This is a genomic window from Bacillus cereus group sp. BfR-BA-01522 (genome assembly GCF_022662635.1).
Classification (GTDB): Bacteria; Bacillota; Bacilli; order Bacillales; family Bacillaceae_G; genus Bacillus_A; species Bacillus_A cytotoxicus.
Genome location: NZ_JAKUDY010000018.1, coordinates 33,637 through 58,480, shown reverse-complemented (window position 1 = coordinate 58,480; position 24,844 = coordinate 33,637). Strand labels below are relative to the sequence as shown.

The window sequence follows — 24,844 nt, the reverse complement described above, 5'->3', positions numbered from 1 at the left end:
ATGATGGCAGAGAGGTCACACCCGTTCCCATACCGAACACGGAAGTTAAGCTCTCTAGCGCCGATGGTAGTTGGGGCCTTGCCCCTGTGAGAGTAGGACGTCGCCAAGCAATTTAAACACGAATCAATCGATTCGTGTTTTTTTGTTTTTATAAACGTTTCAAACATGATTAAGCAATGAAGATTATGGATAAGATAGTAAAAGAGCAAAAGAGTTGCAAATTTTTTTAATACGTATATAATTAAAGTCAAAGATAGTCAAAGTCAATAAAGGTGGCGGATAAATGAGAAATATATCTGATATCATTGAGCAATATCTAAAGCAAGTTATTGACTTAAGCAATAACAATGTAATTGAAATTAAGAGAAGTGAGATCGCAGATCGCTTTGATTGTGTTCCATCTCAAATCAATTATGTCATTAATACCCGCTTCACATTGGAAAGAGGATTTATAGTGGAAAGCAAAAGGGGCGGTGGCGGTTACATTCGTATTATCAAAGTCAAACTGCATGATGATATAGACATTATCGATCAAATGCTTCATATGATTGAGCATAGTATTGCACAAAGTAATGCAGAAGGTATGATTATACGCTTAATAGAAGAAGGTATTATAACAAAAAGAGAAGCAAAATTGATGTTAAGTGTATTGGATCGCTCTGTATTATTAATGGATGCACCGTCTCGAGATCAACTTCGAGCACGGATATTATGCGCAATGTTAAAGACACTGAAATATAAATAAATATGACTTTTGTTAGGAAATGTTTTTGGAAGTAAGATAGTTCGGTTTTATAAACAACATATAATTTGCCAGAATCGACTAAGTGAAAAAGGAATCCCATAATATAAATAGTATTATGGGCTTTGGTTTTTCCTGTTGTAAAGGTGGGGATAAAGATGACTTGTCAAAACTGTAATATGAGACCAGCAACCTTGCATTATACAAAAGTAGTAAATGGGGAAAAGACGGAAGTTCATCTTTGTGAGCAATGTGCAGGACAAAGTGGCTATACGTCTTTCTTTCAATCATCACAACCCAGTTTTTCCTTTCAAGACTTGTTAGCAGGGTTATTGAATGGTGGGCCAGCAACATTTGGACAAAAGGAAAATACTTTTTCAAGTACAAAAGTATTGAGATGTCCAGAGTGTAAAATGACATATGAGCAATTTGCAAAAGTTGGACGTCTTGGATGTTCTTCTTGTTATGAGACATTTAAAGATCAAATAAAACCTATGTTAAAACGATTGCATGGTGGCCATACAAATCATAGTGGAAAAGTTCCAAAGCGTATAGGAGGAAATATCCACTTGAAAAAAGAATTAGATGAACTAAAACTAACTTTAAAGCAGCATGTACAAAGAGAAGAGTTTGAACAGGCCGCACAAATTCGTGATCAAATTCGAAATCTCGAAAAACAAATAAGTGAACATAGAGAGGGGGAGTAGTTCTATGTCACTCGATCGTATTATGAATGAAGCAATAAGCCCTTGGATGAAGGGAGATGGACCAGATTCTGACATCGTTTTAAGCACTCGTATTCGTTTAGCTCGTAATTTAAAAAATTATCATTTTCCAATTATGCAAACAGCTGAAGAAGCTAATCAGATTACAGAGTTATTTCAGCAAAAGTTAGTGAATAAAACGATGAGAGATTTTGGCAGCTTTGAGTTATTAAAAATGAACGAATTAACTCCCCTTCAGCGGAGAGTCTTAGTAGAAAAGCATTTAATTAGTCCAAATCTTGCCGAGACAGAATTTGGAGCTTGTATATTATCTGAGAGTGAGCATATAAGTGTCATGCTAAATGAAGAAGATCATGTGCGCATTCAATGCTTATTCCCAGGATTGCAATTATCCGAGGCGCTTCAAAGTGCAAACAAAATAGATAATGCATTTGAAGAAGTGGTTGAATATGCATTTGATGAAGAACTTGGTTATGTTACAAGTTGCCCTACAAATGTAGGAACTGGATTAAGGGCTTCAGTCATGATCCATTTACCTGCACTTGTTTTAACAAAACGAATCAATCGTATTATACAGGCAATTCAGCAATTAGGTTTAGTTGTAAGAGGAATATATGGGGAAGGTAGCGAAGCCTTAGGGAATATATTTCAAGTTTCCAATCAGATGACGCTAGGGAAATCTGAGGAAGATATTATTGCAGATTTAACAAGTGTGATTCATCAATTAATTCAACAGGAAAAGGCAGCGCGAGAATTAATTGTGAAAAATTCAAGTATTGAGCTTGAGGATAAAGTGTATCGTTCTTACGGTATACTCGCTCATAGTCGCTTAATCCAATCTGCAGAAGCTGCTACTTGTTTATCTGATGTAAGACTTGGCATTGATTTAGGTTATATAAAAGATGTATCAAGAAATATTTTGACGGAGCTAATGGTGCTTACCCAACCAGGTATTCTCCAGCAATATGCAGGTGGACAACTGGGACCAGAAGAAAGAGATTATCGAAGGGCAGCTTTAATCCGTGAAAGATTACGCATTGAAGAAAATGAAGCATAGTAGGAGGCGATTTCTATGATGTTTGGAAGATTTACAGAACGAGCGCAGAAAGTATTAGCTTTATCTCAAGAGGAAGCAATCCGTATTGGTCATAATAATATTGGAACAGAGCATATTTTACTTGGGCTAGTACGTGAAGGTGAAGGTATTGCAGCGAAAGCATTAATTGCTCTTGGCTTAAGCCCAGAGAAGATACAAAAAGAAGTAGAGGCATTAATTGGTCGTGGTACAGAAGTATCTCAGACTGTTCATTATACTCCGCGTGCGAAAAAGGTCATTGAATTATCCATGGATGAAGCACGTAAATTAGGTCATTCTTATGTTGGAACGGAGCATATCTTACTAGGATTAATTCGTGAAGGAGAAGGCGTTGCAGCGCGTGTTTTAAATAACTTAGGTGTAAGTTTAAATAAGGCGAGACAACAAGTGTTACAACTTCTTGGAAGCAATGAAGCAGCTTCAGGTCATCAAGGTGCTTCATCGACAAATGCCAATACACCAACTTTGGATAGCTTAGCACGTGATTTAACAGTAATTGCACGTGAAAGTAGATTAGATCCTGTTATTGGGCGCAGTAAGGAAATTCAACGGGTTATTGAGGTGTTAAGCCGTAGAACAAAAAATAACCCGGTGCTAATTGGGGAGCCAGGTGTAGGTAAGACTGCAATCGCAGAAGGCTTAGCGCAACAAATTGTAAATAACGAAGTTCCGGAAACATTACGAGATAAACGTGTTATGACATTAGATATGGGAACAGTTGTAGCTGGTACAAAATATCGTGGTGAGTTTGAGGATCGTTTAAAAAAAGTAATGGATGAGATTCGTCAGGCAGGTAACATTATTTTATTTATTGACGAACTTCATACATTAATTGGTGCAGGCGGTGCAGAAGGGGCAATTGATGCATCGAATATTTTAAAACCTTCGCTAGCGCGTGGCGAACTACAATGTATTGGTGCGACAACTTTAGATGAGTATCGAAAATATATTGAAAAAGACGCAGCGTTAGAGCGGCGCTTCCAACCAATTCAAGTGGATGAACCAAGCTTGGAAGAATCTATTCAAATTTTGAAAGGGTTGCGTGATCGATATGAAGCGCATCACCGTGTATCTATTACAGATGATGCAATCGAGGCAGCGGTAAAGCTTTCAGATCGCTATATTACAGATCGCTTCTTACCGGATAAAGCAATCGATTTAATTGATGAGGCGGCTTCTAAAGTACGTTTACGTTCTTATACAACGCCACCAAACTTAAAAGAATTAGAAGTGAAACTTGAGGAAATTCGTAAAGAAAAAGATGCAGCTGTGCAGAGTCAAGAATTCGAAAAAGCTGCTTCATTACGAGATATGGAGCAACGTTTACGTGAAAAATTAGAGGATACAAAACGTCAGTGGAAAGAACAGCAAGGAAAAGAAAACTCTGAAGTGACAGTAGAGGATATTGCAAACGTTGTTTCTACATGGACGCGTATTCCAGTTTCTAAGCTTGCACAAACAGAAACGGATAAATTGTTAAACTTAGAATCCATTTTACATGATCGTGTAATCGGTCAAGATGAAGCTGTTGTAGCTGTAGCGAAGGCGGTACGTCGTGCAAGAGCTGGCTTAAAAGATCCAAAACGTCCAATTGGTTCCTTTATTTTCTTAGGACCAACTGGTGTTGGGAAAACAGAATTAGCACGAGCATTAGCGGAATCTATGTTCGGTGATGAGGATGCTATGATCCGCATCGACATGTCGGAATATATGGAGAAACATTCTACATCTCGTTTAGTTGGTTCTCCTCCAGGATATGTAGGATATGAAGAGGGCGGTCAATTAACAGAGAAGGTTCGTCGTAAACCGTATTCTGTTGTTCTATTAGATGAAGTAGAAAAAGCACATCCAGATGTATTTAATATTTTATTACAAGTATTAGAAGACGGCCGTTTGACAGACTCTAAAGGTCGCACAGTTGATTTCCGTAATACAATTGTGATTATGACTTCTAACGTTGGTGCTGAGGCATTAAAACGCAATAAACATCTTGGATTTAACGTGCAAGATGAGAGCCGTGACTATGCAGATATGAAAGGAAAAGTAATGGACGAATTGAAAAAAGCATTCCGTCCAGAATTCTTGAACCGTATCGATGAAATCATTGTGTTCCATATGCTTGAGAAAAAACATATTCAAGAAATTGTGACACTAATGGTAAATCAACTAGTAAAACGATTAGAAGAACAAGAGATTTATTTAGAGTTAACGGACGCTGCAATTGAAGCGATTGCTGATAAAGGGTTCGATCGCGAGTATGGTGCTCGTCCACTTCGCAGAGCAATTCAGAAACATGTGGAAGATCGATTATCAGAAGAACTTCTAAAAGGAGTCATTGAGAAAGGACAAAAAGTTATCTTTGATAAAGAGAGAGAATCATTTGTCATTCGCAGTGCAGAAAAGGTAAAATAAGTATAGAAAAACAAGGGGGGCTATTCGATAGCCCTCTTTCTTATACGAGCTATATGTTTATGAAAGTGAAGTGAAGTATAGAAGAATATGGCTAAGAAGAAAACGAAATTCATATGTCAAGAATGCGGTTATCAATCACCGAAATATATGGGAAGATGCCCTGGTTGTGGACAATGGAATACACTTGTTGAAGAGATAGAACAAGTTGTATCATCTAGACGCCTTAATTATGCAAATGCGATTCAAACAGAGGTAACAAAACCAAGAAGGCTTATAGAAGTAGAAACAAAATCAGAAGCGCGTATTGAGACACAATTTCAAGAATTTAATCGTGTATTAGGTGGAGGTATTGTTGATGGTTCCCTTGTTCTTATCGGAGGAGATCCTGGAATTGGGAAATCGACTTTACTGTTGCAAATATCATCACAATTAGCAAATTCTGCTTATGATGTTCTGTATATATCAGGAGAAGAATCCGCAAAACAAATCAAGCTTCGTGCAGATCGTTTACATGTAAATGGCCGGAATCTGTTCGTTGTTTCAGAAACAGATTTACAGCGCATTGCAACTCATATTGAAGAAATGAATCCCTCTTTTGTTGTAATTGATTCTATTCAAACCATTTATCTACCGGAAGTTACTTCAGCACCTGGAAGTGTGGCACAAGTACGTGAATGTACGGCGGAACTGATGAAACTTGCGAAAACGAAAGGAATCCCCATTTTTATTGTTGGGCATGTGACAAAAGAAGGTGCGATTGCAGGGCCACGTATGCTAGAACATATGGTAGATGCGGTTCTTTATTTTGAAGGAGATCGTCATCATACATATCGTATTTTGCGAGCAGTAAAAAACCGATTTGGTTCTACAAATGAAATGGGTATTTTTGAAATGAAAGAGCTGGGTCTTGCAGAAGTATTGAATCCTTCTGAAATTTTCCTAGAAGAAAGACCGGTCGGAGTTGCAGGGTCTACAGTTGTTGCCTCAATGGAAGGAACAAGACCTGTTTTAGTAGAAATACAAGCATTAATCTCTCCTACTAGTTTTGGAAATCCTCGAAGAATGGCCACAGGAATTGATCATAATCGTGTATCTCTTATTATGGCAGTGTTGGAAAAGAGAGCCGGATTATTGTTGCAAAATCAAGATGCGTATTTGAAAGTGGCTGGAGGTTTGAAGTTAGATGAACCAGCGATTGACTTAGCGGTTGCAATAAGCATTGCTTCAAGTTTTCGAGATAAATCTACGGCACCGACTGATGCGGTAATAGGAGAAGTAGGATTAACTGGAGAAATAAGAAGAGTATCAAGAATTGAACAACGTGTACAAGAAGCTGCTAAATTAGGATTTCAACGTGCAATTATCCCGCGGAAAAATTTAGGTGGATGGACAATTCCTGAGGGGATTGAAGTGGTTGGTGTTTCCAATTTAGGCGAGGCGCTGCGATTGACATTAGGAGGCTAGGCTATGGAAGAAAACAAGCAACGTGTGAAAAGTATGCTTAATATTTTACAGCTTGTTGCACCAGGTACACCGCTACGTGAAGGGATAGATAATGTACTTCGTGCACAGACTGGTGGATTAATTGTTCTTGGGTACAATGAACAAATAAAAAGTATTGTGGATGGAGGGTTCCATATTAATTGTGGATTTTCTCCTGCTAGTTTATACGAATTAGCAAAAATGGACGGTGCACTCATTTTAAATGAAACAGGAAGCAAAATCTTAATTGCAAATGCTCAATTAGTTCCTGAATCAGCTATTGACTCTATTGAAACAGGAATGCGTCACCGTACGGCGGAGCGTGTAGCAAAACAAACAGGTAGTCTTGTTATAGCGATTTCACAAAGACGTAATGTAATTACGTTATATCAAGGGAATTTACGTTATACATTAAAAGATATAGGTGTTATTTTAACTAAGGCGAATCAAGCGATTCAAACTTTAGAAAAATATAAAGCAGTCTGGAATGACGGTATTACGAATTTGGGTATTCTAGAATTTGAAGAGGTTGTTACGTTATCTGAGGTAGTTCACGTTTTACATAGTGTTGAGATGGTACTTCGTATTAAGAATGAGATTTTGAGCTATATTCATGAATTAGGAACAGAAGGCAGGCTCATTCGTTTACAATTAACGGAGTTACTGGCGGATTTAGAGGCGGAGGCCGCTTTATTAATAAAAGATTACTATCAAGAAAAAACGCAAGATCATTATCAAATATTGAAAAAACTACAAGATCTTGCAAATGCACAGCTTTTAGAAGATAGTGACTTAGTCAAATTGCTCGGTTACCCAGGACAAACAAGCTTGGAGGAAAGTGTCACACCAAGGGGATATCGCATTACAAGTAAAATATCGAGAGTGCCACCTCTCATTATTGAAAATTTGATCAATCGTTTTAAAACATTGCAAGGTGTCTGTCGAGCATCGATTGATGAACTCGATGATGTGGAAGGAATTGGGGAAGTTCGAGCGAAAAAAATACGAGAAGGTTTAAAACGAATCCAAGAACATCTTTATATGAGTAGACACAACTAAGAATATTACATTGAATATACAATATAACAAGGCGAGAACATTTTTAATATATGATATGATATATTGGTAAATAAAACGATTTATGAAAAAAGCACGTCCGCTTTTACATTCGGCGTTTTGATTCACAAAACAATGGTTAATAATGAGTAGGAGGTGGTTGAATGTTGAAACGGATCGTACAGCTCTTCTTTTTAGTAATCGGGGGAGCTTTAGGGATTTTTTTAATCCCAAAAGTAATGAATGTGTTAGAGATTGGTGCAGTTCCTTTACTTGAAGGTTCATATGTTCGTGCAATTATTGGTGCAATCATTTTATTTTTAACAACATTTTGGCTTGTAGATTATATTGTTCAGCTTATTAAACATATTGAAGAAGCGCTTGTAAAGGCGCCTGTGACAGATGTTTTATTTGGTACGCTAGGTTTAATCTCTGGTCTTATCGTTGCATATTTAATTTTAATCCCAATTCGTGAAATTACAATTCAAGTCATCAGTACCGTGTTACAGGTTTTCTTTACTCTTTTACTTGGTTATTTAGGCTTCCAGGTAGGGTTCAAAAAACGAAATGAGTTGCTAGGGTTATTTACATTGCCACAGCGTAGCGGTAAGAAGAAAAATACGAATAGCGAAAATGAAGAGAACGAAGTAGGGGGAGAGGAATCTTCTCTGAACTGGAAAATTCTTGATACGAGTGTAATTATTGATGGACGTATTGCGGATATTTGTCAAACAAAATTTTTAGAGGGAACAATTGTAATCCCACAGTTTGTATTAGAAGAGTTACAACATATTGCTGATTCTTCTGACGCATTAAAGCGTAATCGAGGCCGCAGAGGGCTAGATATTTTAAATCGTATTCAAAAAGAAATGCCGATTCCAGTAGAGATTTACGAGGGTGATTTTGAAGATATTCAAGAGGTAGATAGCAAACTTGTGAAATTGGCGAAGTTAACTGGTGGAACGGTTGTAACGAATGACTTCAATTTAAATAAGGTTTCTGAATTACAGGGGGTAACGGTTTTAAATATTAATGATTTAGCAAATGCAATTAAACCGGTTGTTCTCCCTGGAGAAGAGTTAAATGTTTATGTTGTGAAAGATGGAAAAGAGCAAAATCAAGGTGTTGCATATTTAGATGATGGCACCATGATTGTAGTAGAAGACGGCAAGGAGTACGTTGGCTCCCAATTAGAAGTACTTGTTACAAGTGTACTGCAAACATCGGCTGGTCGTATGATTTTTGCAAAGCGTAAATTATTAGAAAAAGCATTATAAGCAGAGGATTCGTAATATGTATACATTAATTATTCCAGCAGCAGGTCAAGGGAAACGAATGGGCGCTGGTAAAAACAAATTGTTTTTGCTTATTAATGAAGTGCCTATTATCGTTCATACATTACGTGCTTTTGAGAAAGACGAAGCATGTGAAAAAATTATTATGGCAATTAACGAACAAGAGCGTTCTGATTTTGAGGCATTAATACAAAAGTACGGTATTCGAAAGAATGTGCAGTTTATTCAAGGTGGAGCCGAAAGACAAGATAGTGTGTATCATGCACTTCAGTATGTGAAAGAAACTGAATATGTTCTTGTTCATGATGGTGCCCGCCCTTTTGTAACGAATAAGATGATTCATGAAGTATTAATTGTGGCAAAAGAGAAGGGTGCTTCCATTTGCGCTGTACCAGTGAAGGATACGATAAAGAAAGTAGTAAATGATGCAGTTTTTGAGACAGTTGAACGTTCTCAACTTAGAGCGGTTCAAACACCGCAAGGCTTTTCTGTTGCACTTTTATTAGAGGCTCATCAAAGCGCGAAGCAAAGTGGTTTTCTTGGTACGGATGATGCAAGTCTCGTAGAGCGTATCGGAAAGGAAGTCGGCGTAGTAGAAGGTAGCTATTATAATATTAAGGTGACAACACCAGAAGATTTATTAATTGCTGAAAGCTTTTTGCACGTTCAGAGAAGATAGCGGTAGTATGGTTGAAAAGCTCGGTTCGTACCGGGCTTTTCTTTATACACATAGCGATATAAGATAGAATCATAAAATTTAGTAGTTTAGCTTGAGGAGGATGTATAGAATGTTTCGAATTGGACAAGGTTTTGATGTGCATGAATTTGCAGAAGGAAGACCGTTAATTATCGGAGGGATTACGATTCCATATGAGAAAGGTTTATTAGGTCATTCAGATGCAGATGTGCTTTTACATACAATTGCGGATGCTTGTTTAGGAGCGATTGCTGCTGGAGATATCGGAAAACATTTTCCAGACACAGACCCGGCTTTTAAAGATGCGGATTCGGCAGTGTTATTACAAAAGGTTTGGGAGTTTGTACGTGAACAAGGATATGAATTAGGGAATTTAGATTGTACAATTATTGCTCAGAAACCAAAGATGGCGCCACATATTGAAAGTATGCGGAAACGTATTAGTGAGCTTTTAGAAACATCGATTGATAATATTAATGTAAAAGCGACAACGACAGAAAAGTTGGGATTTACAGGTAGGGAAGAAGGAATTGCTTCTCAAGCGGTTGTATTATTACAGAAAAAATAATGGTTTTTTGTTTGCAAGATGGATAATCAGATTTTTTTGGTGTACAATTATAGAATGTGTTGACATTAAGAATGGAAGGTGTACCAATTATGGAAAAGCAAGTGAGAGTGCGCTATGCGCCAAGTCCAACAGGACACTTACATATCGGAAATGCGCGTACGGCATTATTTAATTATTTATTTGCTCGTCATCAAGATGGTAAGTTTATTATTCGCATTGAAGATACTGATGTGAAACGTAACGTTGCTGGCGGTGAAGAAAGCCAATTAAAATATTTGAAATGGCTCGGTATGGACTGGGATGAAGGTGTTGACGTTGGTGGTAAATATGGACCATATCGTCAAACAGAGCGTTTAGATATTTATAAAGAGTTATATGAAGATTTACTAGAGCGTGGTTTAGCTTATAAATGCTATATGACTGAGGAAGAATTAGAAGCAGAACGTGAAGGGCAAATCGCTCGTGGTGAGACACCTCGTTACGCAGGTAATCACCGCAATTTAACAGAGGAACAAATTGCGCAATTTGAGGCGGAAGGCCGTGTTCCAAGTATTCGGTTCCGTGTACCAGATAACCGTGAGTACAAATTTAATGATATTGTAAAAGGTGATGTGACATTCCATTCTAACGACTTCGGTGACTTTGTTATCGTGAAAAAAGATGGTATTCCAACATATAACTTTGCGGTAGCGGTAGATGATCATTTAATGGAAATTACACATGTTCTTCGTGGAGATGATCATATTTCGAATACGCCAAAACAAATGATGATTTATGAAGCATTTGGCTGGGATACTCCTCAGTTTGGTCATATGACACTCATCGTAAATGAAAGTCGTAAAAAATTAAGTAAACGAGATGAATCTATTATTCAATTTATTGAACAATATGAAGCACTTGGATATCTTCCAGAAGCAATTTTTAATTTCATTGCATTACTAGGTTGGTCACCAGTAGGAGAAGAGGAAATCTTCTCAAAAGATGAGTTTATTAAGATGTTTGATGCAGCTCGTTTATCAAAATCACCTGCGTTATTCGATTCCCAAAAATTAAAATGGATGAATAACCAATATATGAAAAAACAAGATTTAGATACTGTTGTTGCATTAAGCTTACCGCATTTAGTGAAAGCTGGTCGTGTAAGTGAAGATTTAAGTGAGCAAGAAGCAGCTTGGGTTCGGGACGTAATTGCTTTATATCATGAACAAATGAGCTATGGGGCTGAAATTGTGGAGCTTTCTGAAATGTTCTTCAAAGATCATGTAGACTTTGAAGAAGAAGGAAAAGAAGTATTAAAAGGAGAACAAGTACCTGAAGTGCTTCGTGCGTTTGCAGTAGAATTAGAGGCTCTAGAGGAAGTAGAACCAGCTACAATTAAGAAAGCAATTAAAGCTGTTCAAAAGGAAACAGGACATAAGGGTAAAAACTTATTTATGCCAATTCGTGTTGCAACAACTGGGCAAACACATGGTCCAGAGCTTCCAAATGCGATTGCGCTTCTTGGAAAAGAGAAAGTCTTAAAACGTATTCAAAAAGTAATTGGTTAGTTAACATTTAACGAATTTCGAAATATAATAAGAATACTCAAAAGTGAATAAGGAAAAGCGACGAGAAGGAGAAGTAGAAAAACAGGCTTTTTACAGAGAGAACCACCTTTGGCTGGAAGTGGTTTATAAGCGGTTTTTTGAAATGCACCTTTGAGTCTTCTGCCCAACAACGAATGATTTCGGAAAACGCCCGAAAGACGAAAAGTAAGCAGAAGCGGTATCAGCCGTTATTAAGAATGAGTTTGAGGCTTTTTTGGCCTAAACAGAGTGGAACCGCGCTAAAAAGGCGTCTCTGTCAATGTGACAGAGACGCCTTTTTTATTCCATCATTTATGGCTTAAGAGGCTTACCTTACTTTAAAAACGAAGGAACGGTAGCTGTTCCTAAGACACTGAGTAGTAAAGGATTGGGTTGTATATATTTCCAATTTATACGTTTGAGTAAAGAGGGGCTAAAGGAGAAAAAATCATTCATTAAAAAAAGTAACCTGTAAAGGGGAGGGGACATTGATGTTTAAGAGGCTTCGAGAAGATATTGAAGTCGTTTTTGAACAGGATCCAGCGGCAAGAAGTTATTTCGAAGTCATTTTAACTTATTCTGGATTGCATGCAGTTTGGGCACATCGAATTGCACATGCTTTTTATAAAAAAAAGTTTTTCTTTATTGCACGCCTCATTTCACAAGTTAGTCGTTTTTTTACTGGTATTGAAATTCACCCAGGAGCAACAATTGGTCGCCGTTTTTTTATTGATCATGGTATGGGTGTAGTAATTGGGGAAACATGTGAAATTGGAGATAATGTAACGATTTATCAAGGTGTTACACTTGGGGGTACTGGAAAGGAAAAAGGAAAAAGGCATCCAACTATCAAGGACAATGTACTCATTTCAACAGGGGCAAAAGTACTTGGATCTATTACGATTGGGGAAAACTCTAAAATTGGAGCAGGGTCTGTCGTATTAAAAGAAGTTCCTGCACATTCTACAGTTGTAGGTATACCGGGACGCGTCGTTATTCAAAATGGAGTGAAGATTGGGCAGGAGCTAAATCATTCAGACTTACCAGATCCAATTTTTGATAAATTAAAAGTAATGGAAGCAGAGATAGAAGCATTAAAGAAGCAGCTTGCATTGAAAGTAGAAAGGAAGGATAACAATGACTATTCACATTTATAATACATTAACACGTCAGAAGGAAGAATTTATTCCTTTAGAAGAAAAGAAAGTAAAGATGTATGTATGCGGACCTACAGTATACAACTATATTCATATTGGGAACGCAAGACCGCCTATGGTATTTGATACAGTGCGTCGTTACTTAGAACATAAAGGATATGATGTCCAATATGTTTCCAACTTTACTGATGTCGATGATAAATTAATTAAGGCTGCAAATGAACTTGGAGAAGATGTCCCAACAATTGCAGAGCGTTTTATCGAAGCGTACTTCGAGGATGTAACGGCACTTGGTTGCAAACATGCAACGGTTCATCCACGAGTAACAGAAAATATGGATATCATTATTGAGTTTATTCAAGAGCTTGTGAATAAAGGGTATGCATATGAATCTGAGGGCGATGTATATTACAGAACAAAAGAGTTTGAAGGATACGGTAAGTTATCGCATCAAGCAATTGAAGATTTACGTCATGGCGCACGTATTGAAGTGGGGGAAAAGAAACAAGACCCACTCGATTTTGCTTTATGGAAGGCAGCGAAAGAAGGAGAAATCTTCTGGGAAAGCCCTTGGGGAAAAGGACGCCCGGGTTGGCATATTGAATGCTCTGCAATGGCAAGAAAATATTTAGGAGATTCAATTGATATTCATGCTGGTGGGCAAGATTTATCATTCCCGCATCATGAAAATGAAATTGCGCAATCAGAAGCTTTAACTGGAAAACCATTTGCACGCTACTGGATGCATAATGGTTATATTAATATTAACAATGAGAAAATGTCTAAATCATTAGGGAATTTTATTCTTGTTCACGATATTATTAAGCAATATGATCCGCAATTAATTCGATTCTTTATGCTATCTGTACATTATCGTCATCCAATTAACTTTAGTGAAGAGCTATTACAAAGTACAAATAATGGATTAGAAAGAATTAAAACGACTTATCGAAACTTAAAGCATCGTATAGAAAGCAGTACGGATTTAACAGATCATAATGAGAAATGGTTAGCTGAAATGAAGGAATTCCAATCTGCATTTGAGGCGGCAATGGATGATGACTTTAATACAGCAAATGCAATAACAGAGTTGTATAACTTAGCAAACCATGCAAATCAATATTTATTAGAAGAGCATACGTCAAAAGTTGTTATTGAAGCGTATATCAACCAACTTGAAATGTTGTTTAGTATTTTAGGATTAGTGTTTACGAAAGAAGAATTACTTGATAAAGAAATTGAAGCGCTCATTCAAAAGCGTATTGAAGCTCGTAAAAATCGTGATTTTGCATTAGCTGATAAAATCCGTGATGACTTAAAAGAACGCAATATTATTTTAGAAGATACCGCTCAAGGTACAAGATGGAAAAGAGGATAAGTATGATTGATGCAAAGCAATTAAACAGTTTGGCGTTAGCCTACATGGGTGATGCGGTGTATGAACAATATATCCGCCATCACCTCCTTCAAAAAGGAACAGTTCGTCCCAACCAGCTACATCGATTAGGGACGAGCTTTGTTTCTGCAAAAGCGCAAGCGAAAGTAGTTTATCATTTATTAGAAACGAATTTTTTAACTGAGGAAGAAGAAGCAGTATTAAGAAGAGGGCGTAATGCAAATTCAGGTACTGTTCCGAAAAATACAGACGTACAAACATATCGTCATAGCACAGCTTTTGAAGCGGTGATTGGTTATCATTATTTACTACACAATCGTGAAAGATTAGAGGAAATTGTAAATAAGGCGATTCATGTGTTAGAAGGAACGGAAGGAGGCAAATTGTCATGAGTAGCGAATACATTATTGGACGTAATCCCGTTATTGAAGCATTGCGATCGGGACGAGATATTAATAAGATTTGGGTGGCAGAAGGTGCTGCTAAAGGACAAATTCAAATTGTCGTAGCATTAGCAAAAGAGAATAAAATTCTTCTGCAATATGCCCCAAAGAAAAAATTAGACCAACTTGTTGAAGGAAATCATCAAGGAGTAATTGCTCAAGTAGCAGCATATCAATATGCGGAATTAGAAGATTTATTCAAAGTTGCTGCTAAACGTAATGAAGAGCCATTCTTTTTAATTTTAGATGAGATTGAAGATCCACATAATCTGGGGTCTATTATGCGTACCGCAGATGCAACTGGAGCGCACGGTATTATTATTCCAAAGCGACGATCTGTTGGACTGACAGCTTCAGTTGCAAAGGCCTCTACAGGAGCGATTGAGTATATTCCTGTTGTGCGAGTGACAAATTTATCTCGTACAATCGATGAGCTAAAGGAACGCGGTCTATGGATCGCTGGTACAGATGCTAAAGGGAAGACTGATTATCGTAATCTAGATGGTAATATGCCGATTGGATTAGTAATTGGTAGTGAAGGAAAAGGCATGAGCCGTATCATTGGACAAAAGTGTGATTTCCTAGTTCATTTACCCATGGTCGGTAAAGTTACATCCTTAAATGCTTCAGTAGCTGCAAGTCTGTTAATGTATGAGGTATATCGTAAACGCCACCAGATTGGTAAGTAACAAATGAATGATATTTTAATCGTTGATGGCTACAACATCATAGGGGCTTGGAAAGACTTGAAGAAATTGAGGGATGTAGATTTACAAGCATCGAGGGACGCATTAATTGATAAAATGGCAGATTATCAAGGGTACACTGGAACAAAAGTAATGATTGTGTTTGATGCTTATACAGTTCAAGGTATTGAGAAAAAGATGAAGCAATCGCGTGTTGAGGTTATTTTTACTAGAAAAAATCAAACTGCTGATGAAAAGATCGAACAGTTGGCAAGCGAACTTCGTAATATTAATACACAAATCTATGTTGCAACTTCTGATTATACGGAGCAATGGGTTATCTTTGGACAGGGGGCGCTTAGAAAGTCAGCGCGTGAACTGGAGTTAGAAGTGCAGGCGATGGAACAACAGGTGCGTCATGAAACGAAAGCGACCAAAGAGAAACAACCAGCTATGCGAACAATATTTAGCAAGGATGTTACAGAAAAATTAGAAAAATTAAGGCGAGGAGAGCGTTGAGACATTGACGCTCTTTAAACGCTTACTGTATAATATTTCTAAATAAATAGCGGTCGGAGGGATCAGAGTGGAAACAGGCTTCGTAAGTACTAGCAACGTTACGTTTCGCGATTTAGAGGATGAGGCAATCGTTGAGTTAGTTCGAAAAGGTAATATTGATGCTCTTGAATATTTAATACACAAGTATAAAAACTTTGTTCGCGCAAAATCGAGATCTTATTTTTTAGTAGGTGCCGATCGAGAGGATATCGTTCAAGAAGGTATGATTGGGCTTTTTAAAGCGATTCGTGATTATAAAGAGGACAAGCTATCTTCTTTTAAAGCATTTGCTGAATTATGTATTACTCGTCAAATTATTACTGCTATTAAGACTGCAACAAGACAAAAACATATTCCTTTAAATTCGTATGTTTCTTTGGATAAACCGATTTACGATGAGGAATCTGACCGTACGCTATTAGATGTTATTTCAGAAGCAAAAGTAACAGATCCTGAAGAAATGATTATTAGTCAGGAAGAATATAGTGACATAGAATTAAAAATATCTGAATTATTAAGCGATTTGGAGAGGAAAGTACTTTCTTTATACTTAGATGGCCGTTCATATCAAGAAATATCTGAGCAACTAAATAGACATGTGAAATCTATTGATAATGCTCTTCAACGTGTAAAACGGAAATTAGAAAGATATATGGAAATGAGAGAGAATACAACTTTAAATTCGAAATGATGTAAAGGTACTTTCTTTCCTTTTTTTGTATCTAAGTAAAAGGCATGTCATTGACATTGCCTTTTATTGTATGATACATTTTTAGGGACATAATGTTACAAGGTTGGTATAACAAATGAGAAAAAAAGTGGTGCTCTCATGTGAAGAGTGTAAAAATCGTAACTACTCTACAATGAAAGATATGAGCTCTGTAGAGCGACTTGAAATAAAGAAATTTTGTAAAACATGCAATAAGCATACAGTTCATAAGGAAACAAAATAAATAATCGAAATAATGCACTGGAGGTCCCGTAAATGCGTTTAACGAACTTTTTCGGTGATGTAAGTCGCGAGATGAAAAAAGTAAGTTGGCCTAAAAAAGATGAATTACTCCGTTCGACAGCTACTGTTATTGCAACAGTTATCTTTTTTGCGATTTTTTTCGCAGTGGTTGATATGGGCATTTCTTCTTTAATTCGGTTAATTCTTGAATAAGAAGCACTTATCCATGATATAATGTTATTTATAAGAACTGTGTAAAAGCCCGATGAACGGGTTTTTTCATTTGTGCAAAAAAATGTACGTCAGGGAGGGAAGGACGCTTGTCCTAAATGAATGGAAAAAAGCTGGTATGTTGTCCATACTTATTCTGGTTATGAAAATAAAGTAAAAGCAAACCTTGAGAAACGTGTAGAATCAATGGGGATGCAAGATAAAATTTTCCGTGTTGTTGTTCCGGAAGAAGTAGAAGTAGAAATGAAAAACGGAAAAGAAAAGTTAACAAAAAGAAAAGTGTTCCCAGGTTATGTGTTAGTTGAATTAATTATGACTGATGATTCTTGGTATGTTGTTCGTAACACACCAGGTGTAACTGGGTTTGTTGGATCTTCTGGTTCAGGTTCGAAACCATCTCCTCTATTAGAAGAGGAAGTTGTTACCATTATGAAACATATGGGAATGGATAATGAAGTTGTTGATTTCGACTTTGAACTTCATGAAACGGTACGCGTAAACGAAGGACCGTTCGCGGATTATACAGGTGCAATTGAAGAAATCGATATGGAAAAACAAAAAGTACGAGTGTTGGTAGACATGTTTGGTCGTGAAACACCAGTTGAGCTTGATTTCCATCAAATTGAAAAATTATAAAATGAAACTTGAAATGAATTGTAAAAAGTGATAATATCTTTTAAGTCAGTACGTCTTCGGTAACGGAGGCGTTTTTTGAAAAGATTTTATCGTTATCGATAAAATGATGAAGTGGGAGGGCAAATCATTGTCCAATTGACCACATCACGGACTTAAGGAGGTGTGTCTCGTGGCTAAAAAGGTAATTAAAATGGTAAAACTTCAAATTCCTGCAGGTAAAGCTAACCCAGCTCCACCAGTTGGTCCAGCATTAGGACAAGCGGGTGTTAACATCATGGGCTTCTGTAAAGAGTTCAACGCTCGTACAGCAGATCAAGCTGGTCTTATCATTCCTGTTGAAATTACGGTATTCGAAGACCGTTCATTCACTTTCATTACTAAAACTCCTCCTGCTGCTGTTCTTCTTAAGAAAGTAGCTGGTATCGAGTCTGGTTCTGGTGAACCAAACCGTAATAAAGTGGCAACTGTTAAGCGTGATAAAGTACGCGAAATCGCTGAAACTAAAATGCCTGACCTAAACGCTGCTAGCGTAGAAGCTGCAATGCGTATGGTTGAAGGTACTGCACGCAGTATGGGCATCGTTATCGAAGACTAATTCGATTTGTTTTTTGTAAAAAAGGTTGCGGGTCTGGAAGTCCAATTCGCAACCTTTATTATCGTAAATGAGTATCGTTTTTAAATAAATGGATGGGCGCACATCCTCAAGAAAAATCTTGGAATAAGGGCGTAAACGTGGGAGGTTATTCCGCTAAAACCACATTCAAGGAGGAAATAAACATGGCTAAAAGAGGTAAAAAGTACGTAGAAGCTGCGAAGCTTGTTGAACGTGCAACTGCTTATTCTGCAACAGAAGCAGTAGAATTAGTAAAGAAAACAAACACAGCTAAATTTGATGCAACTGTAGAAGCTGCATTTCGTTTAGGTGTTGACCCTAAGAAAGCTGACCAACAAATTCGTGGTGCAGTTGTTCTTCCACACGGTACTGGTAAAGTACAACGTGTATTAGTATTCGCTAAAGGTGAAAAAGCAAAAGAAGCTGAAGCTGCTGGAGCTGACTTCGTAGGCGATGCTGATTACATCAACAAAATCCAACAAGGTTGGTTCGACTTTGATGTAGTAGTAGCAACTCCTGACATGATGGGTGAAGTTGGTAAACTTGGTCGTGTATTAGGACCTAAAGGTTTAATGCCAAACCCTAAAACTGGAACAGTTACTTTCGATGTAACAAAAGCTGTTAACGAAATCAAAGCTGGTAAAGTTGAATACCGCGTTGATAAAGCTGGTAACATCCATGTTCCAATTGGTAAAGTATCTTTCGAAGATGCAAAATTAGTAGAAAACTTCAAAACAATTGCTGACACGTTATTAAAAGCGAAACCAGCTGCTGCAAAAGGTACTTACATGAAGAACGTAACAGTTACTTCTACAATGGGACCTGGTGTACGCGTAGATGTTTCTACACTTGTATAAAAATTGGAAGTTGACTTCATAAAGAAGATTTAATATAATCATTTATGTTGTGAATTTAAATAGTGTACCGTAGACAGTAGGTGCCAAATTGGCTTAATTTCCTACCTAGGTGTTAATATACGAAACGGAATTTTTTTCTGTGACTATATGCCTCCATGTCTACAAGTTAGCATGGAGGTTTTTAGTGCACTTTCGGTACATCTTCTATATAATCTACAGGAGGTGTAATAATATGAGCAAAGCAATCGAAATGAAACAACAAGTTGTAACTGAAATCGCTGATAAACTTCGCGAAAGTAAATCTACAATCGTTGTTGACTACCGTGGTTTAACAGTATCTGAAGCAACTGAATTACGTAAGAACTTACGTGAGGCTGGCGTTGAGTTCAAAGTTTACAAAAACTCTTTAACTCGTCGTGCTGCAGAATCTGTTGAAATGGCTGAGTTAAATGAATTCTTAACAGGACCAAACGCAATCGCGTTCAGTAACGAGGATGTAGTTGCTCCTGCGAAAGTATTAAACGACTTCGCTAAAGATCATGAAGCTTTAGAAATTAAAGCGGGCGTAATCGAAGGTAAACTAGTAACACTTGATGAGGTTAAAGCAATCGCTACTCTTCCATCTCGTGAAGGCTTACTTTCTATGCTTCTTAGCGTTCTTCAAGCTCCAATCCGTAACCTTGCACTTGCTACTAAAGCAGTTGCAGAACAAAAGGAAGAGCAAGGCGCTTAATTTTTTAAAAGATAATTACGTGTTATCGATAAAACAATACAAACCTATTTAAGGGAGGATATTTACAATGACTAAAGAACAAATCATTGAAGCAGTTAAATCTATGACTGTATTAGAACTTAACGACTTAGTAAAAGCTATCGAGGAAGAATTCGGCGTAACTGCTGCTGCTCCTGTAGCTGTTGTTGGTGGCGCTGGTGAAGCTGCTGCTGAGAAAACTGAATTTGATGTTGAACTAGCTAACGCTGGTGCACAAAAAATCAAAGTTATCAAAGTTGTTCGTGAAATCACTGGTCTTGGCTTAAAAGAAGCTAAAGAATTAGTTGACAACACTCCAAAAGTAATCAAAGAAGGCGCTTCTAAAGAAGAAGCTGAAGAAATCAAAGCTAAACTTGAAGAAGTTGGCGCTGCTGTAGAAGTTAAGTAATTAACTTTTGAAGCTTTAAAAAAGCTCGCTCTCATGCGAGCTTTTTTTTTAACTGTAAAGAAAAGAGGTGACCAAATGGCAGACCATTATTTTTCTAATGACCCTTCGAGTAAAAGTGATCGTAAGCGGTGGGAATTTACACTAAGAGGATCGCAATTTGTTTTTTTATCTGACCGTGGGGTATTTTCGAAAAACGAGGTGGACTTTGGATCTCGTCTTTTAATTGAAGCATTTCAAATGCCGGATATCGACGGGGATATATTAGATGTTGGATGTGGGTACGGACCGATTGGTTTGTCGTTAGCAAAAGAGTTTCGAGGGCGCCGCGTTCACATGGTAGATGTAAATGAAAGGGCGCTTGAGCTTGCGAAAGAAAATGCTGCTAACAATAACGTGGAGAATATTCGAATTTTCCAAAGCAATGTCTATGAAAAGGTAGATGGCCAATATGCCGCGATTCTATCCAATCCTCCAATTCGTGCTGGTAAGCATATCGTGCATGAAATTTTAGGAAAAGCTTTCGATCATCTAGTGCCAGGAGGAGAACTTTGGATTGTGATTCAAAAGAAACAAGGTGCACCATCCGCGCTCAAAAAACTAGAAGAAACGTTTGCTGAAGTTGAGATTGTTGAAAAGAAAAAAGGATATTATATCATAAAATCAAAAAAACGTTGACGGTTTTTTGGGGCTATGTTAACATTATACAATGCCAATATATGATTTTCTACGTTGAGAAAAATGTATATTTTTGTTTCTCTTGGAAAAGATAGTAAAATCAGTAAATCATGAAATAGAGTGATGGTTTTCTTATAGAAGCCATTTTTCTTTTTTGAACAGATGGAAAGACTCAACGTATCTATCTTTGAGAGAAAAAGCTACGCTACTAGCGTTAGCTATATTTATTTGTGATTTTGCACAAATTTTTTTGTGCATTTATAATACTCATGATTTGAGGGGTGAAGCAGTTGACAGGTCAACTAGTTCAATACGGACGCCACCGCCAACGAAGAAGTTATGCCCGTATTAGTGAAGTATTAGAGTTACCAAATCTTATCGAAATTCAAACCTCTTCTTATCAGTGGTTTCTTGATGAGGGTTTGCGAGAAATGTTCCAAGACATTTCTCCGATCGAAGACTTTACGGGAAATCTATCGCTTGAATTTATCGACTACAGCTTAGGTGAGCCTAAATACTCTGTAGAAGAATGTAAAGAGCGTGATGTGACGTATGCAGCACCACTTCGTGTGAAAGTTCGTCTAATCAACAAAGAAACTGGTGAAGTAAAAGAGCAAGATGTGTTCATGGGAGATTTCCCACTCATGACAGAGACAGGAACATTCGTAATTAACGGTGCAGAACGTGTTATCGTTTCCCAGTTAGTTCGCTCTCCAAGCGTATACTATAGTGGCAAAGTGGATAAAAACGGAAAACGTGGTTTTACTGCTACTGTAATTCCAAACCGCGGAGCTTGGTTAGAGTATGAAACAGATGCTAAGGATGTTGTATATGTACGTATTGACCGTACCCGTAAGCTTCCTGTAACTGTTTTGTTACGCGCATTAGGGTTTGGCTCTGATCAAGAAATCACCGAGCTTTTAGGTGATAATGAATACTTAAGCAATACGTTAGAAAAAGATAACACAGATAGCACTGAAAAAGCGTTGCTTGAAATTTATGAGCGTTTACGCCCAGGTGAACCACCAACAGTGGAAAACGCGAAAAGCTTGCTTGTTTCTCGCTTCTTTGATCCAAAGCGCTACGATTTAGCAAATGTAGGTCGCTATAAGATCAACAAAAAATTACACATTAAAAACAGACTGTTTAACCAACGCTTAGCTGAAACATTAGTAGATCCAGAAACCGGAGAGATTTTAGCGGCAGAGGGAACAGTTTTAGATCGCCGTACACTTGATCGCATTTTACCTAACTTAGAGAAGAACATTGGATTCAAAACAGCGAAGCCGATGGGCGGAGTGGTAGAAGGCGATGTTGAGCTGCAATCTATTAAGATTTATGCTCCAGATTCAGAAGGCGAACGCGTTATTAATGTAATTGGGAATGCAAATATTACTCGTGATGTGAAACACATTACACCAGGTGATATTCTTGCTTCTATTAGCTACTTCTTTAACTTACTATATAAAGTAGGGGATACAGACGATATCGACCATTTAGGTAACCGTCGTCTACGTTCTGTAGGAGAGTTATTACAAAACCAATTCCGTATCGGTCTTTCTCGTATGGAACGTGTTGTTCGTGAGAGAATGTCGATTCAAGATACAAATGCAATTACACCGCAAGCGTTAATTAACATTCGTCCGGTTATTGCATCTATTAAAGAGTTCTTCGGAAGCTCTCAGTTATCTCAGTTCATGGATCAAACAAACCCATTGGCAGAGTTAACACATAAACGAAGATTATCTGCATTAGGACCTGGTGGTTTAACGCGTGAGCGCGCAGGCTTTGAAGTGCGTGATGTTCACTATTCTCACTACGGTCGTATGTGTCCGATTGAAACGCCAGAGGGACCAAACATCGGTTTGATTAACTCATTATCTTCATTTGCGAAAGTAAATGAGTTTGGTTTCATTGAAACACCATATCGTCGTGTTGATCCAGAAACTGGTCGTGTAACAGAGCATGTTGATTACTTAACAGCCGATGAAGAAGATAACTATGTTGTAGCCCAAGCGAATATGAAATTATCTCCAGAAGGTGAATTCCTTGATGATGATATCGTAGCTCGTTTCCGCGGTGAAAACATTGTTACAAATAAAGAGCGCATCGACTACATGGATGTATCTCCAAAACAAGTAGTGTCTGCAGCGACAGCTTGTATTCCGTTCTTAGAAAATGACGACTCTAACCGTGCACTTATGGGTGCCAACATGCAACGTCAGGCGGTTCCGTTAATGAATCCGGAATCTCCGATTGTAGGTACAGGTATGGAGTATGTGTCAGCGAAAGACTCGGGTGCTGCAGTAATCTGTAAACATCCTGGTATTGTTGAACGCGTTGAAGCACGTGAAGTTTGGGTGCGTCGTTATGTAGAAATTGACGGTCAAAAAGTAAAAGGCGACTTAGATCGCTATAAGATGTTGAAATTCATCCGTTCTAACCAAGGAACTTGCTACAACCAACGTCCAATCGTAAGTGTTGGCGATGAAGTTGTAAAAGGTGAAATCCTTGCGGATGGTCCTTCTATGGAAAAAGGTGAGCTTGCACTTGGACGTAACGTGCTTGTTGGCTTTATGACATGGGATGGTTATAACTACGAGGATGCGATCATTATGAGTGAGCGCCTTGTAAAAGATGATGTGTATACTTCTATTCATATTGAAGAGTATGAATCAGAAGCTCGTGATACAAAATTAGGACCAGAAGAAATTACGCGTGATATCCCGAACGTTGGGGAAGATGCACTTCGTAACCTTGACGAGCGCGGTATTATTCGCATCGGTGCGGAAGTAAAAGACGGAGATCTACTTGTTGGTAAAGTAACACCAAAAGGTGTAACAGAATTAACAGCAGAAGAACGTTTATTACACGCAATCTTCGGTGAGAAAGCGCGTGAAGTACGTGATACATCACTACGTGTACCACACGGTGGTGGCGGTATTATCCTGGATGTAAAAGTGTTTAACCGTGAAGACGGTGACGAATTACCACCAGGTGTAAATCAATTGGTTCGTGTATATATCGTTCAAAAACGTAAAATTTCTGAAGGTGACAAAATGGCCGGTCGTCATGGTAACAAAGGGGTTATCTCCCGTATTTTACCGGAAGAAGATATGCCATTCTTACCAGACGGTACACCAATCGATATCATGCTTAACCCATTAGGGGTACCATCTCGTATGAATATCGGTCAGGTGTTAGAGCTTCACCTTGGTATGGCAGCTAGATATCTAGGTATTCATGTTGCAACACCAGTATTCGATGGTGCTCGTGAGGAAGATGTATGGGGTACAATTGAAGAAGCTGGTATGGCGAATGATGCGAAGACAATCCTGTACGACGGACGTACTGGTGAGCCATTCGATAACCGTGTATCTGTTGGTGTCATGTACATGATTAAACTTGCACACATGGTTGACGATAAACTTCACGCTCGTTCTACTGGACCATACTCACTTGTAACGCAACAACCTCTTGGAGGTAAAGCACAGTTCGGTGGACAACGTTTCGGTGAGATGGAGGTTTGGGCACTTGAAGCTTACGGTGCTGCTTATACTCTTCAAGAAATCTTAACTGTGAAGTCTGATGATGTTGTCGGTCGCGTTAAGACATACGAAGCGATTGTGAAAGGTGAAAATGTTCCAGAACCAGGCGTTCCAGAATCATTCAAAGTATTGATTAAAGAACTGCAAAGTTTAGGTATGGACGTTAAAATGATGTCTAGCGACGATACGGAAATTGAAATGCGTGATACAGAAGATGATGATGATCATCAATCCGCAGATAAATTAAATATCGAAGTTGAGGCAACTAAGGAATAATTGGGATAACCTGTAGAC

At 38.0% G+C, this 24,844-nt stretch carries 25 protein-coding genes, 1 rRNA gene and 2 other annotated features; all 26 genes read left to right on the top strand.

Annotated elements, in window-relative coordinates:
- Window positions 1-109 (top strand): 5S ribosomal RNA (rrf, locus tag MR059_RS19200); the annotation flags it as partial.
- Window positions 110-283: 174 nt separating this feature from the next.
- On the top strand, window positions 284-745 hold the full coding sequence (locus tag MR059_RS19195) for a CtsR family transcriptional regulator (RefSeq protein ID WP_011983217.1): 462 nt from the start codon (window positions 284-286) through the stop codon (window positions 743-745).
- A gap of 155 nt (window positions 746-900) precedes the next feature.
- A complete protein-coding gene (locus tag MR059_RS19190; protein WP_011983218.1) occupies window positions 901-1,449 on the top strand; it encodes a protein-arginine kinase activator protein McsA in 549 nt (182 codons plus the stop codon).
- Window positions 1,450-1,453: 4 nt separating this feature from the next.
- Window positions 1,454-2,524: a protein-arginine kinase McsB gene (locus MR059_RS19185; RefSeq protein ID WP_087097525.1), complete on the top strand. Its 1,071-nt coding sequence runs from the start codon at window positions 1,454-1,456 to the stop codon at window positions 2,522-2,524.
- A 15-nt stretch (window positions 2,525-2,539) separates the two neighbouring features.
- Window positions 2,540-4,975, top strand: coding sequence for an ATP-dependent protease ATP-binding subunit ClpC (clpC, locus tag MR059_RS19180; RefSeq protein ID WP_087094328.1), 2,436 nt, complete (start codon window positions 2,540-2,542; stop codon window positions 4,973-4,975).
- Between the two features lie 87 nt (window positions 4,976-5,062).
- Complete coding sequence (gene radA, locus MR059_RS19175; protein WP_011983221.1) at window positions 5,063-6,439, top strand: DNA repair protein RadA; 1,377 nt, start codon at window positions 5,063-5,065, stop codon at window positions 6,437-6,439.
- A 3-nt stretch (window positions 6,440-6,442) separates the two neighbouring features.
- Window positions 6,443-7,516, top strand: a complete 1,074-nt coding sequence (gene disA / locus MR059_RS19170; protein WP_011983222.1) for a DNA integrity scanning diadenylate cyclase DisA — start codon at window positions 6,443-6,445, stop codon at window positions 7,514-7,516.
- Window positions 7,517-7,677: 161 nt separating this feature from the next.
- Window positions 7,678-8,790, top strand: a complete 1,113-nt coding sequence (locus MR059_RS19165) for a PIN/TRAM domain-containing protein (RefSeq protein WP_011983223.1) — start codon at window positions 7,678-7,680, stop codon at window positions 8,788-8,790.
- A gap of 16 nt (window positions 8,791-8,806) precedes the next feature.
- Window positions 8,807-9,487 carry a 2-C-methyl-D-erythritol 4-phosphate cytidylyltransferase gene (gene ispD, locus MR059_RS19160; RefSeq protein WP_011983224.1) on the top strand — a complete coding sequence of 227 codons (681 nt, stop codon included), beginning with the start codon at window positions 8,807-8,809 and terminating at the stop codon, window positions 9,485-9,487.
- A 109-nt stretch (window positions 9,488-9,596) separates the two neighbouring features.
- The gene (gene ispF / locus MR059_RS19155) at window positions 9,597-10,073 is read left to right on the top strand and encodes a 2-C-methyl-D-erythritol 2,4-cyclodiphosphate synthase (RefSeq protein WP_011983225.1); all 477 of its coding nucleotides are present in this window, start codon (window positions 9,597-9,599) and stop codon (window positions 10,071-10,073) included.
- Window positions 10,074-10,162: 89 nt separating this feature from the next.
- Entirely contained in the window at window positions 10,163-11,620 is a 1,458-nt protein-coding gene (gltX, locus tag MR059_RS19150; protein ID WP_011983226.1) for a glutamate--tRNA ligase, read from the top strand.
- A 51-nt stretch (window positions 11,621-11,671) separates the two neighbouring features.
- Window positions 11,672-11,917, top strand: a binding site (T-box leader).
- Between the two features lie 212 nt (window positions 11,918-12,129).
- A complete protein-coding gene (gene cysE / locus MR059_RS19145) occupies window positions 12,130-12,795 on the top strand; it encodes a serine O-acetyltransferase (protein WP_011983227.1) in 666 nt (221 codons plus the stop codon).
- The gene (gene cysS / locus MR059_RS19140; protein ID WP_087094329.1) at window positions 12,776-14,173 is read left to right on the top strand and encodes a cysteine--tRNA ligase; all 1,398 of its coding nucleotides are present in this window, start codon (window positions 12,776-12,778) and stop codon (window positions 14,171-14,173) included. The genes cysE and cysS overlap by 20 nt, the downstream gene beginning before the upstream one ends.
- 2 nt (window positions 14,174-14,175) lie before the next feature.
- Window positions 14,176-14,583: a Mini-ribonuclease 3 gene (locus tag MR059_RS19135; RefSeq protein WP_011983229.1), complete on the top strand. Its 408-nt coding sequence runs from the start codon at window positions 14,176-14,178 to the stop codon at window positions 14,581-14,583.
- The gene (gene rlmB / locus MR059_RS19130; protein ID WP_011983230.1) at window positions 14,580-15,323 is read left to right on the top strand and encodes a 23S rRNA (guanosine(2251)-2'-O)-methyltransferase RlmB; all 744 of its coding nucleotides are present in this window, start codon (window positions 14,580-14,582) and stop codon (window positions 15,321-15,323) included. The genes MR059_RS19135 and rlmB overlap by 4 nt, the downstream gene beginning before the upstream one ends.
- 3 nt (window positions 15,324-15,326) lie before the next feature.
- Window positions 15,327-15,839 (top strand): NYN domain-containing protein, encoded by a 513-nt coding sequence (locus tag MR059_RS19125; protein WP_011983231.1) that lies wholly within the window; start codon window positions 15,327-15,329, stop codon window positions 15,837-15,839.
- Between the two features lie 67 nt (window positions 15,840-15,906).
- Window positions 15,907-16,569, top strand: coding sequence for an RNA polymerase factor sigma-70 (locus MR059_RS19120; protein ID WP_011983232.1), 663 nt, complete (start codon window positions 15,907-15,909; stop codon window positions 16,567-16,569).
- A 115-nt stretch (window positions 16,570-16,684) separates the two neighbouring features.
- Window positions 16,685-16,831, top strand: coding sequence for a 50S ribosomal protein L33 (gene rpmG / locus MR059_RS19115; protein WP_081428336.1), 147 nt, complete (start codon window positions 16,685-16,687; stop codon window positions 16,829-16,831).
- Window positions 16,832-16,863: 32 nt separating this feature from the next.
- Window positions 16,864-17,043 (top strand): preprotein translocase subunit SecE, encoded by a 180-nt coding sequence (secE, locus tag MR059_RS19110; RefSeq protein WP_011983233.1) that lies wholly within the window; start codon window positions 16,864-16,866, stop codon window positions 17,041-17,043.
- 120 nt (window positions 17,044-17,163) lie between these two features.
- Window positions 17,164-17,697 (top strand): transcription termination/antitermination protein NusG, encoded by a 534-nt coding sequence (nusG, locus tag MR059_RS19105; protein ID WP_011983234.1) that lies wholly within the window; start codon window positions 17,164-17,166, stop codon window positions 17,695-17,697.
- Window positions 17,698-17,866: 169 nt separating this feature from the next.
- The gene (gene rplK / locus MR059_RS19100) at window positions 17,867-18,292 is read left to right on the top strand and encodes a 50S ribosomal protein L11 (RefSeq protein WP_001085872.1); all 426 of its coding nucleotides are present in this window, start codon (window positions 17,867-17,869) and stop codon (window positions 18,290-18,292) included.
- A gap of 182 nt (window positions 18,293-18,474) precedes the next feature.
- Window positions 18,475-19,167: a 50S ribosomal protein L1 gene (gene rplA / locus MR059_RS19095; RefSeq protein ID WP_011983235.1), complete on the top strand. Its 693-nt coding sequence runs from the start codon at window positions 18,475-18,477 to the stop codon at window positions 19,165-19,167.
- 49 nt (window positions 19,168-19,216) lie between these two features.
- Window positions 19,217-19,360 (top strand) — a sequence feature (ribosomal protein L10 leader region).
- A gap of 39 nt (window positions 19,361-19,399) precedes the next feature.
- The gene (rplJ, locus tag MR059_RS19090) at window positions 19,400-19,900 is read left to right on the top strand and encodes a 50S ribosomal protein L10 (protein ID WP_011983236.1); all 501 of its coding nucleotides are present in this window, start codon (window positions 19,400-19,402) and stop codon (window positions 19,898-19,900) included.
- 67 nt (window positions 19,901-19,967) lie between these two features.
- Complete coding sequence (rplL, locus tag MR059_RS19085; RefSeq protein WP_011983237.1) at window positions 19,968-20,327, top strand: 50S ribosomal protein L7/L12; 360 nt, start codon at window positions 19,968-19,970, stop codon at window positions 20,325-20,327.
- A 75-nt stretch (window positions 20,328-20,402) separates the two neighbouring features.
- Entirely contained in the window at window positions 20,403-21,002 is a 600-nt protein-coding gene (locus MR059_RS19080; protein ID WP_011983238.1) for a class I SAM-dependent methyltransferase, read from the top strand.
- A gap of 290 nt (window positions 21,003-21,292) precedes the next feature.
- A complete protein-coding gene (gene rpoB / locus MR059_RS19075) occupies window positions 21,293-24,826 on the top strand; it encodes a DNA-directed RNA polymerase subunit beta (protein WP_048721547.1) in 3,534 nt (1,177 codons plus the stop codon).
- The last annotated feature ends 18 nt before the right edge of the window (window positions 24,827-24,844 follow it).

What these genes read in the sequence shown, in the direction of transcription:
- MR059_RS19185 (WP_087097525.1), top strand. Translation starts at nt 1,454, where the DNA reads ATGTCACTCGATCGTATTATGAATGAAGCAATAAGCCCTTGGATGAAG.
- cysS (WP_087094329.1), top strand. Translation starts at nt 12,776, where the DNA reads ATGACTATTCACATTTATAATACATTAACACGTCAGAAGGAAGAATTT.
- rplJ (WP_011983236.1), top strand. Translation starts at nt 19,400, where the DNA reads ATGAGCAAAGCAATCGAAATGAAACAACAAGTTGTAACTGAAATCGCT.
- ispD (WP_011983224.1), top strand. Translation starts at nt 8,807, where the DNA reads ATGTATACATTAATTATTCCAGCAGCAGGTCAAGGGAAACGAATGGGC.
- MR059_RS19195 (WP_011983217.1), top strand. Translation starts at nt 284, where the DNA reads ATGAGAAATATATCTGATATCATTGAGCAATATCTAAAGCAAGTTATT.
- MR059_RS19125 (WP_011983231.1), top strand. Translation starts at nt 15,327, where the DNA reads ATGAATGATATTTTAATCGTTGATGGCTACAACATCATAGGGGCTTGG.
- rlmB (WP_011983230.1), top strand. Translation starts at nt 14,580, where the DNA reads ATGAGTAGCGAATACATTATTGGACGTAATCCCGTTATTGAAGCATTG.
- gltX (WP_011983226.1), top strand. Translation starts at nt 10,163, where the DNA reads ATGGAAAAGCAAGTGAGAGTGCGCTATGCGCCAAGTCCAACAGGACAC.
- MR059_RS19190 (WP_011983218.1), top strand. Translation starts at nt 901, where the DNA reads ATGACTTGTCAAAACTGTAATATGAGACCAGCAACCTTGCATTATACA.
- nusG (WP_011983234.1), top strand. Translation starts at nt 17,164, where the DNA reads ATGGAAAAAAGCTGGTATGTTGTCCATACTTATTCTGGTTATGAAAAT.
- disA (WP_011983222.1), top strand. Translation starts at nt 6,443, where the DNA reads ATGGAAGAAAACAAGCAACGTGTGAAAAGTATGCTTAATATTTTACAG.
- MR059_RS19165 (WP_011983223.1), top strand. Translation starts at nt 7,678, where the DNA reads ATGTTGAAACGGATCGTACAGCTCTTCTTTTTAGTAATCGGGGGAGCT.
- radA (WP_011983221.1), top strand. Translation starts at nt 5,063, where the DNA reads ATGGCTAAGAAGAAAACGAAATTCATATGTCAAGAATGCGGTTATCAA.
- rplL (WP_011983237.1), top strand. Translation starts at nt 19,968, where the DNA reads ATGACTAAAGAACAAATCATTGAAGCAGTTAAATCTATGACTGTATTA.
- rpmG (WP_081428336.1), top strand. Translation starts at nt 16,685, where the DNA reads ATGAGAAAAAAAGTGGTGCTCTCATGTGAAGAGTGTAAAAATCGTAAC.
- MR059_RS19080 (WP_011983238.1), top strand. Translation starts at nt 20,403, where the DNA reads ATGGCAGACCATTATTTTTCTAATGACCCTTCGAGTAAAAGTGATCGT.
- MR059_RS19135 (WP_011983229.1), top strand. Translation starts at nt 14,176, where the DNA reads ATGATTGATGCAAAGCAATTAAACAGTTTGGCGTTAGCCTACATGGGT.
- rplA (WP_011983235.1), top strand. Translation starts at nt 18,475, where the DNA reads ATGGCTAAAAGAGGTAAAAAGTACGTAGAAGCTGCGAAGCTTGTTGAA.
- secE (WP_011983233.1), top strand. Translation starts at nt 16,864, where the DNA reads ATGCGTTTAACGAACTTTTTCGGTGATGTAAGTCGCGAGATGAAAAAA.
- ispF (WP_011983225.1), top strand. Translation starts at nt 9,597, where the DNA reads ATGTTTCGAATTGGACAAGGTTTTGATGTGCATGAATTTGCAGAAGGA.
- clpC (WP_087094328.1), top strand. Translation starts at nt 2,540, where the DNA reads ATGATGTTTGGAAGATTTACAGAACGAGCGCAGAAAGTATTAGCTTTA.
- cysE (WP_011983227.1), top strand. Translation starts at nt 12,130, where the DNA reads ATGTTTAAGAGGCTTCGAGAAGATATTGAAGTCGTTTTTGAACAGGAT.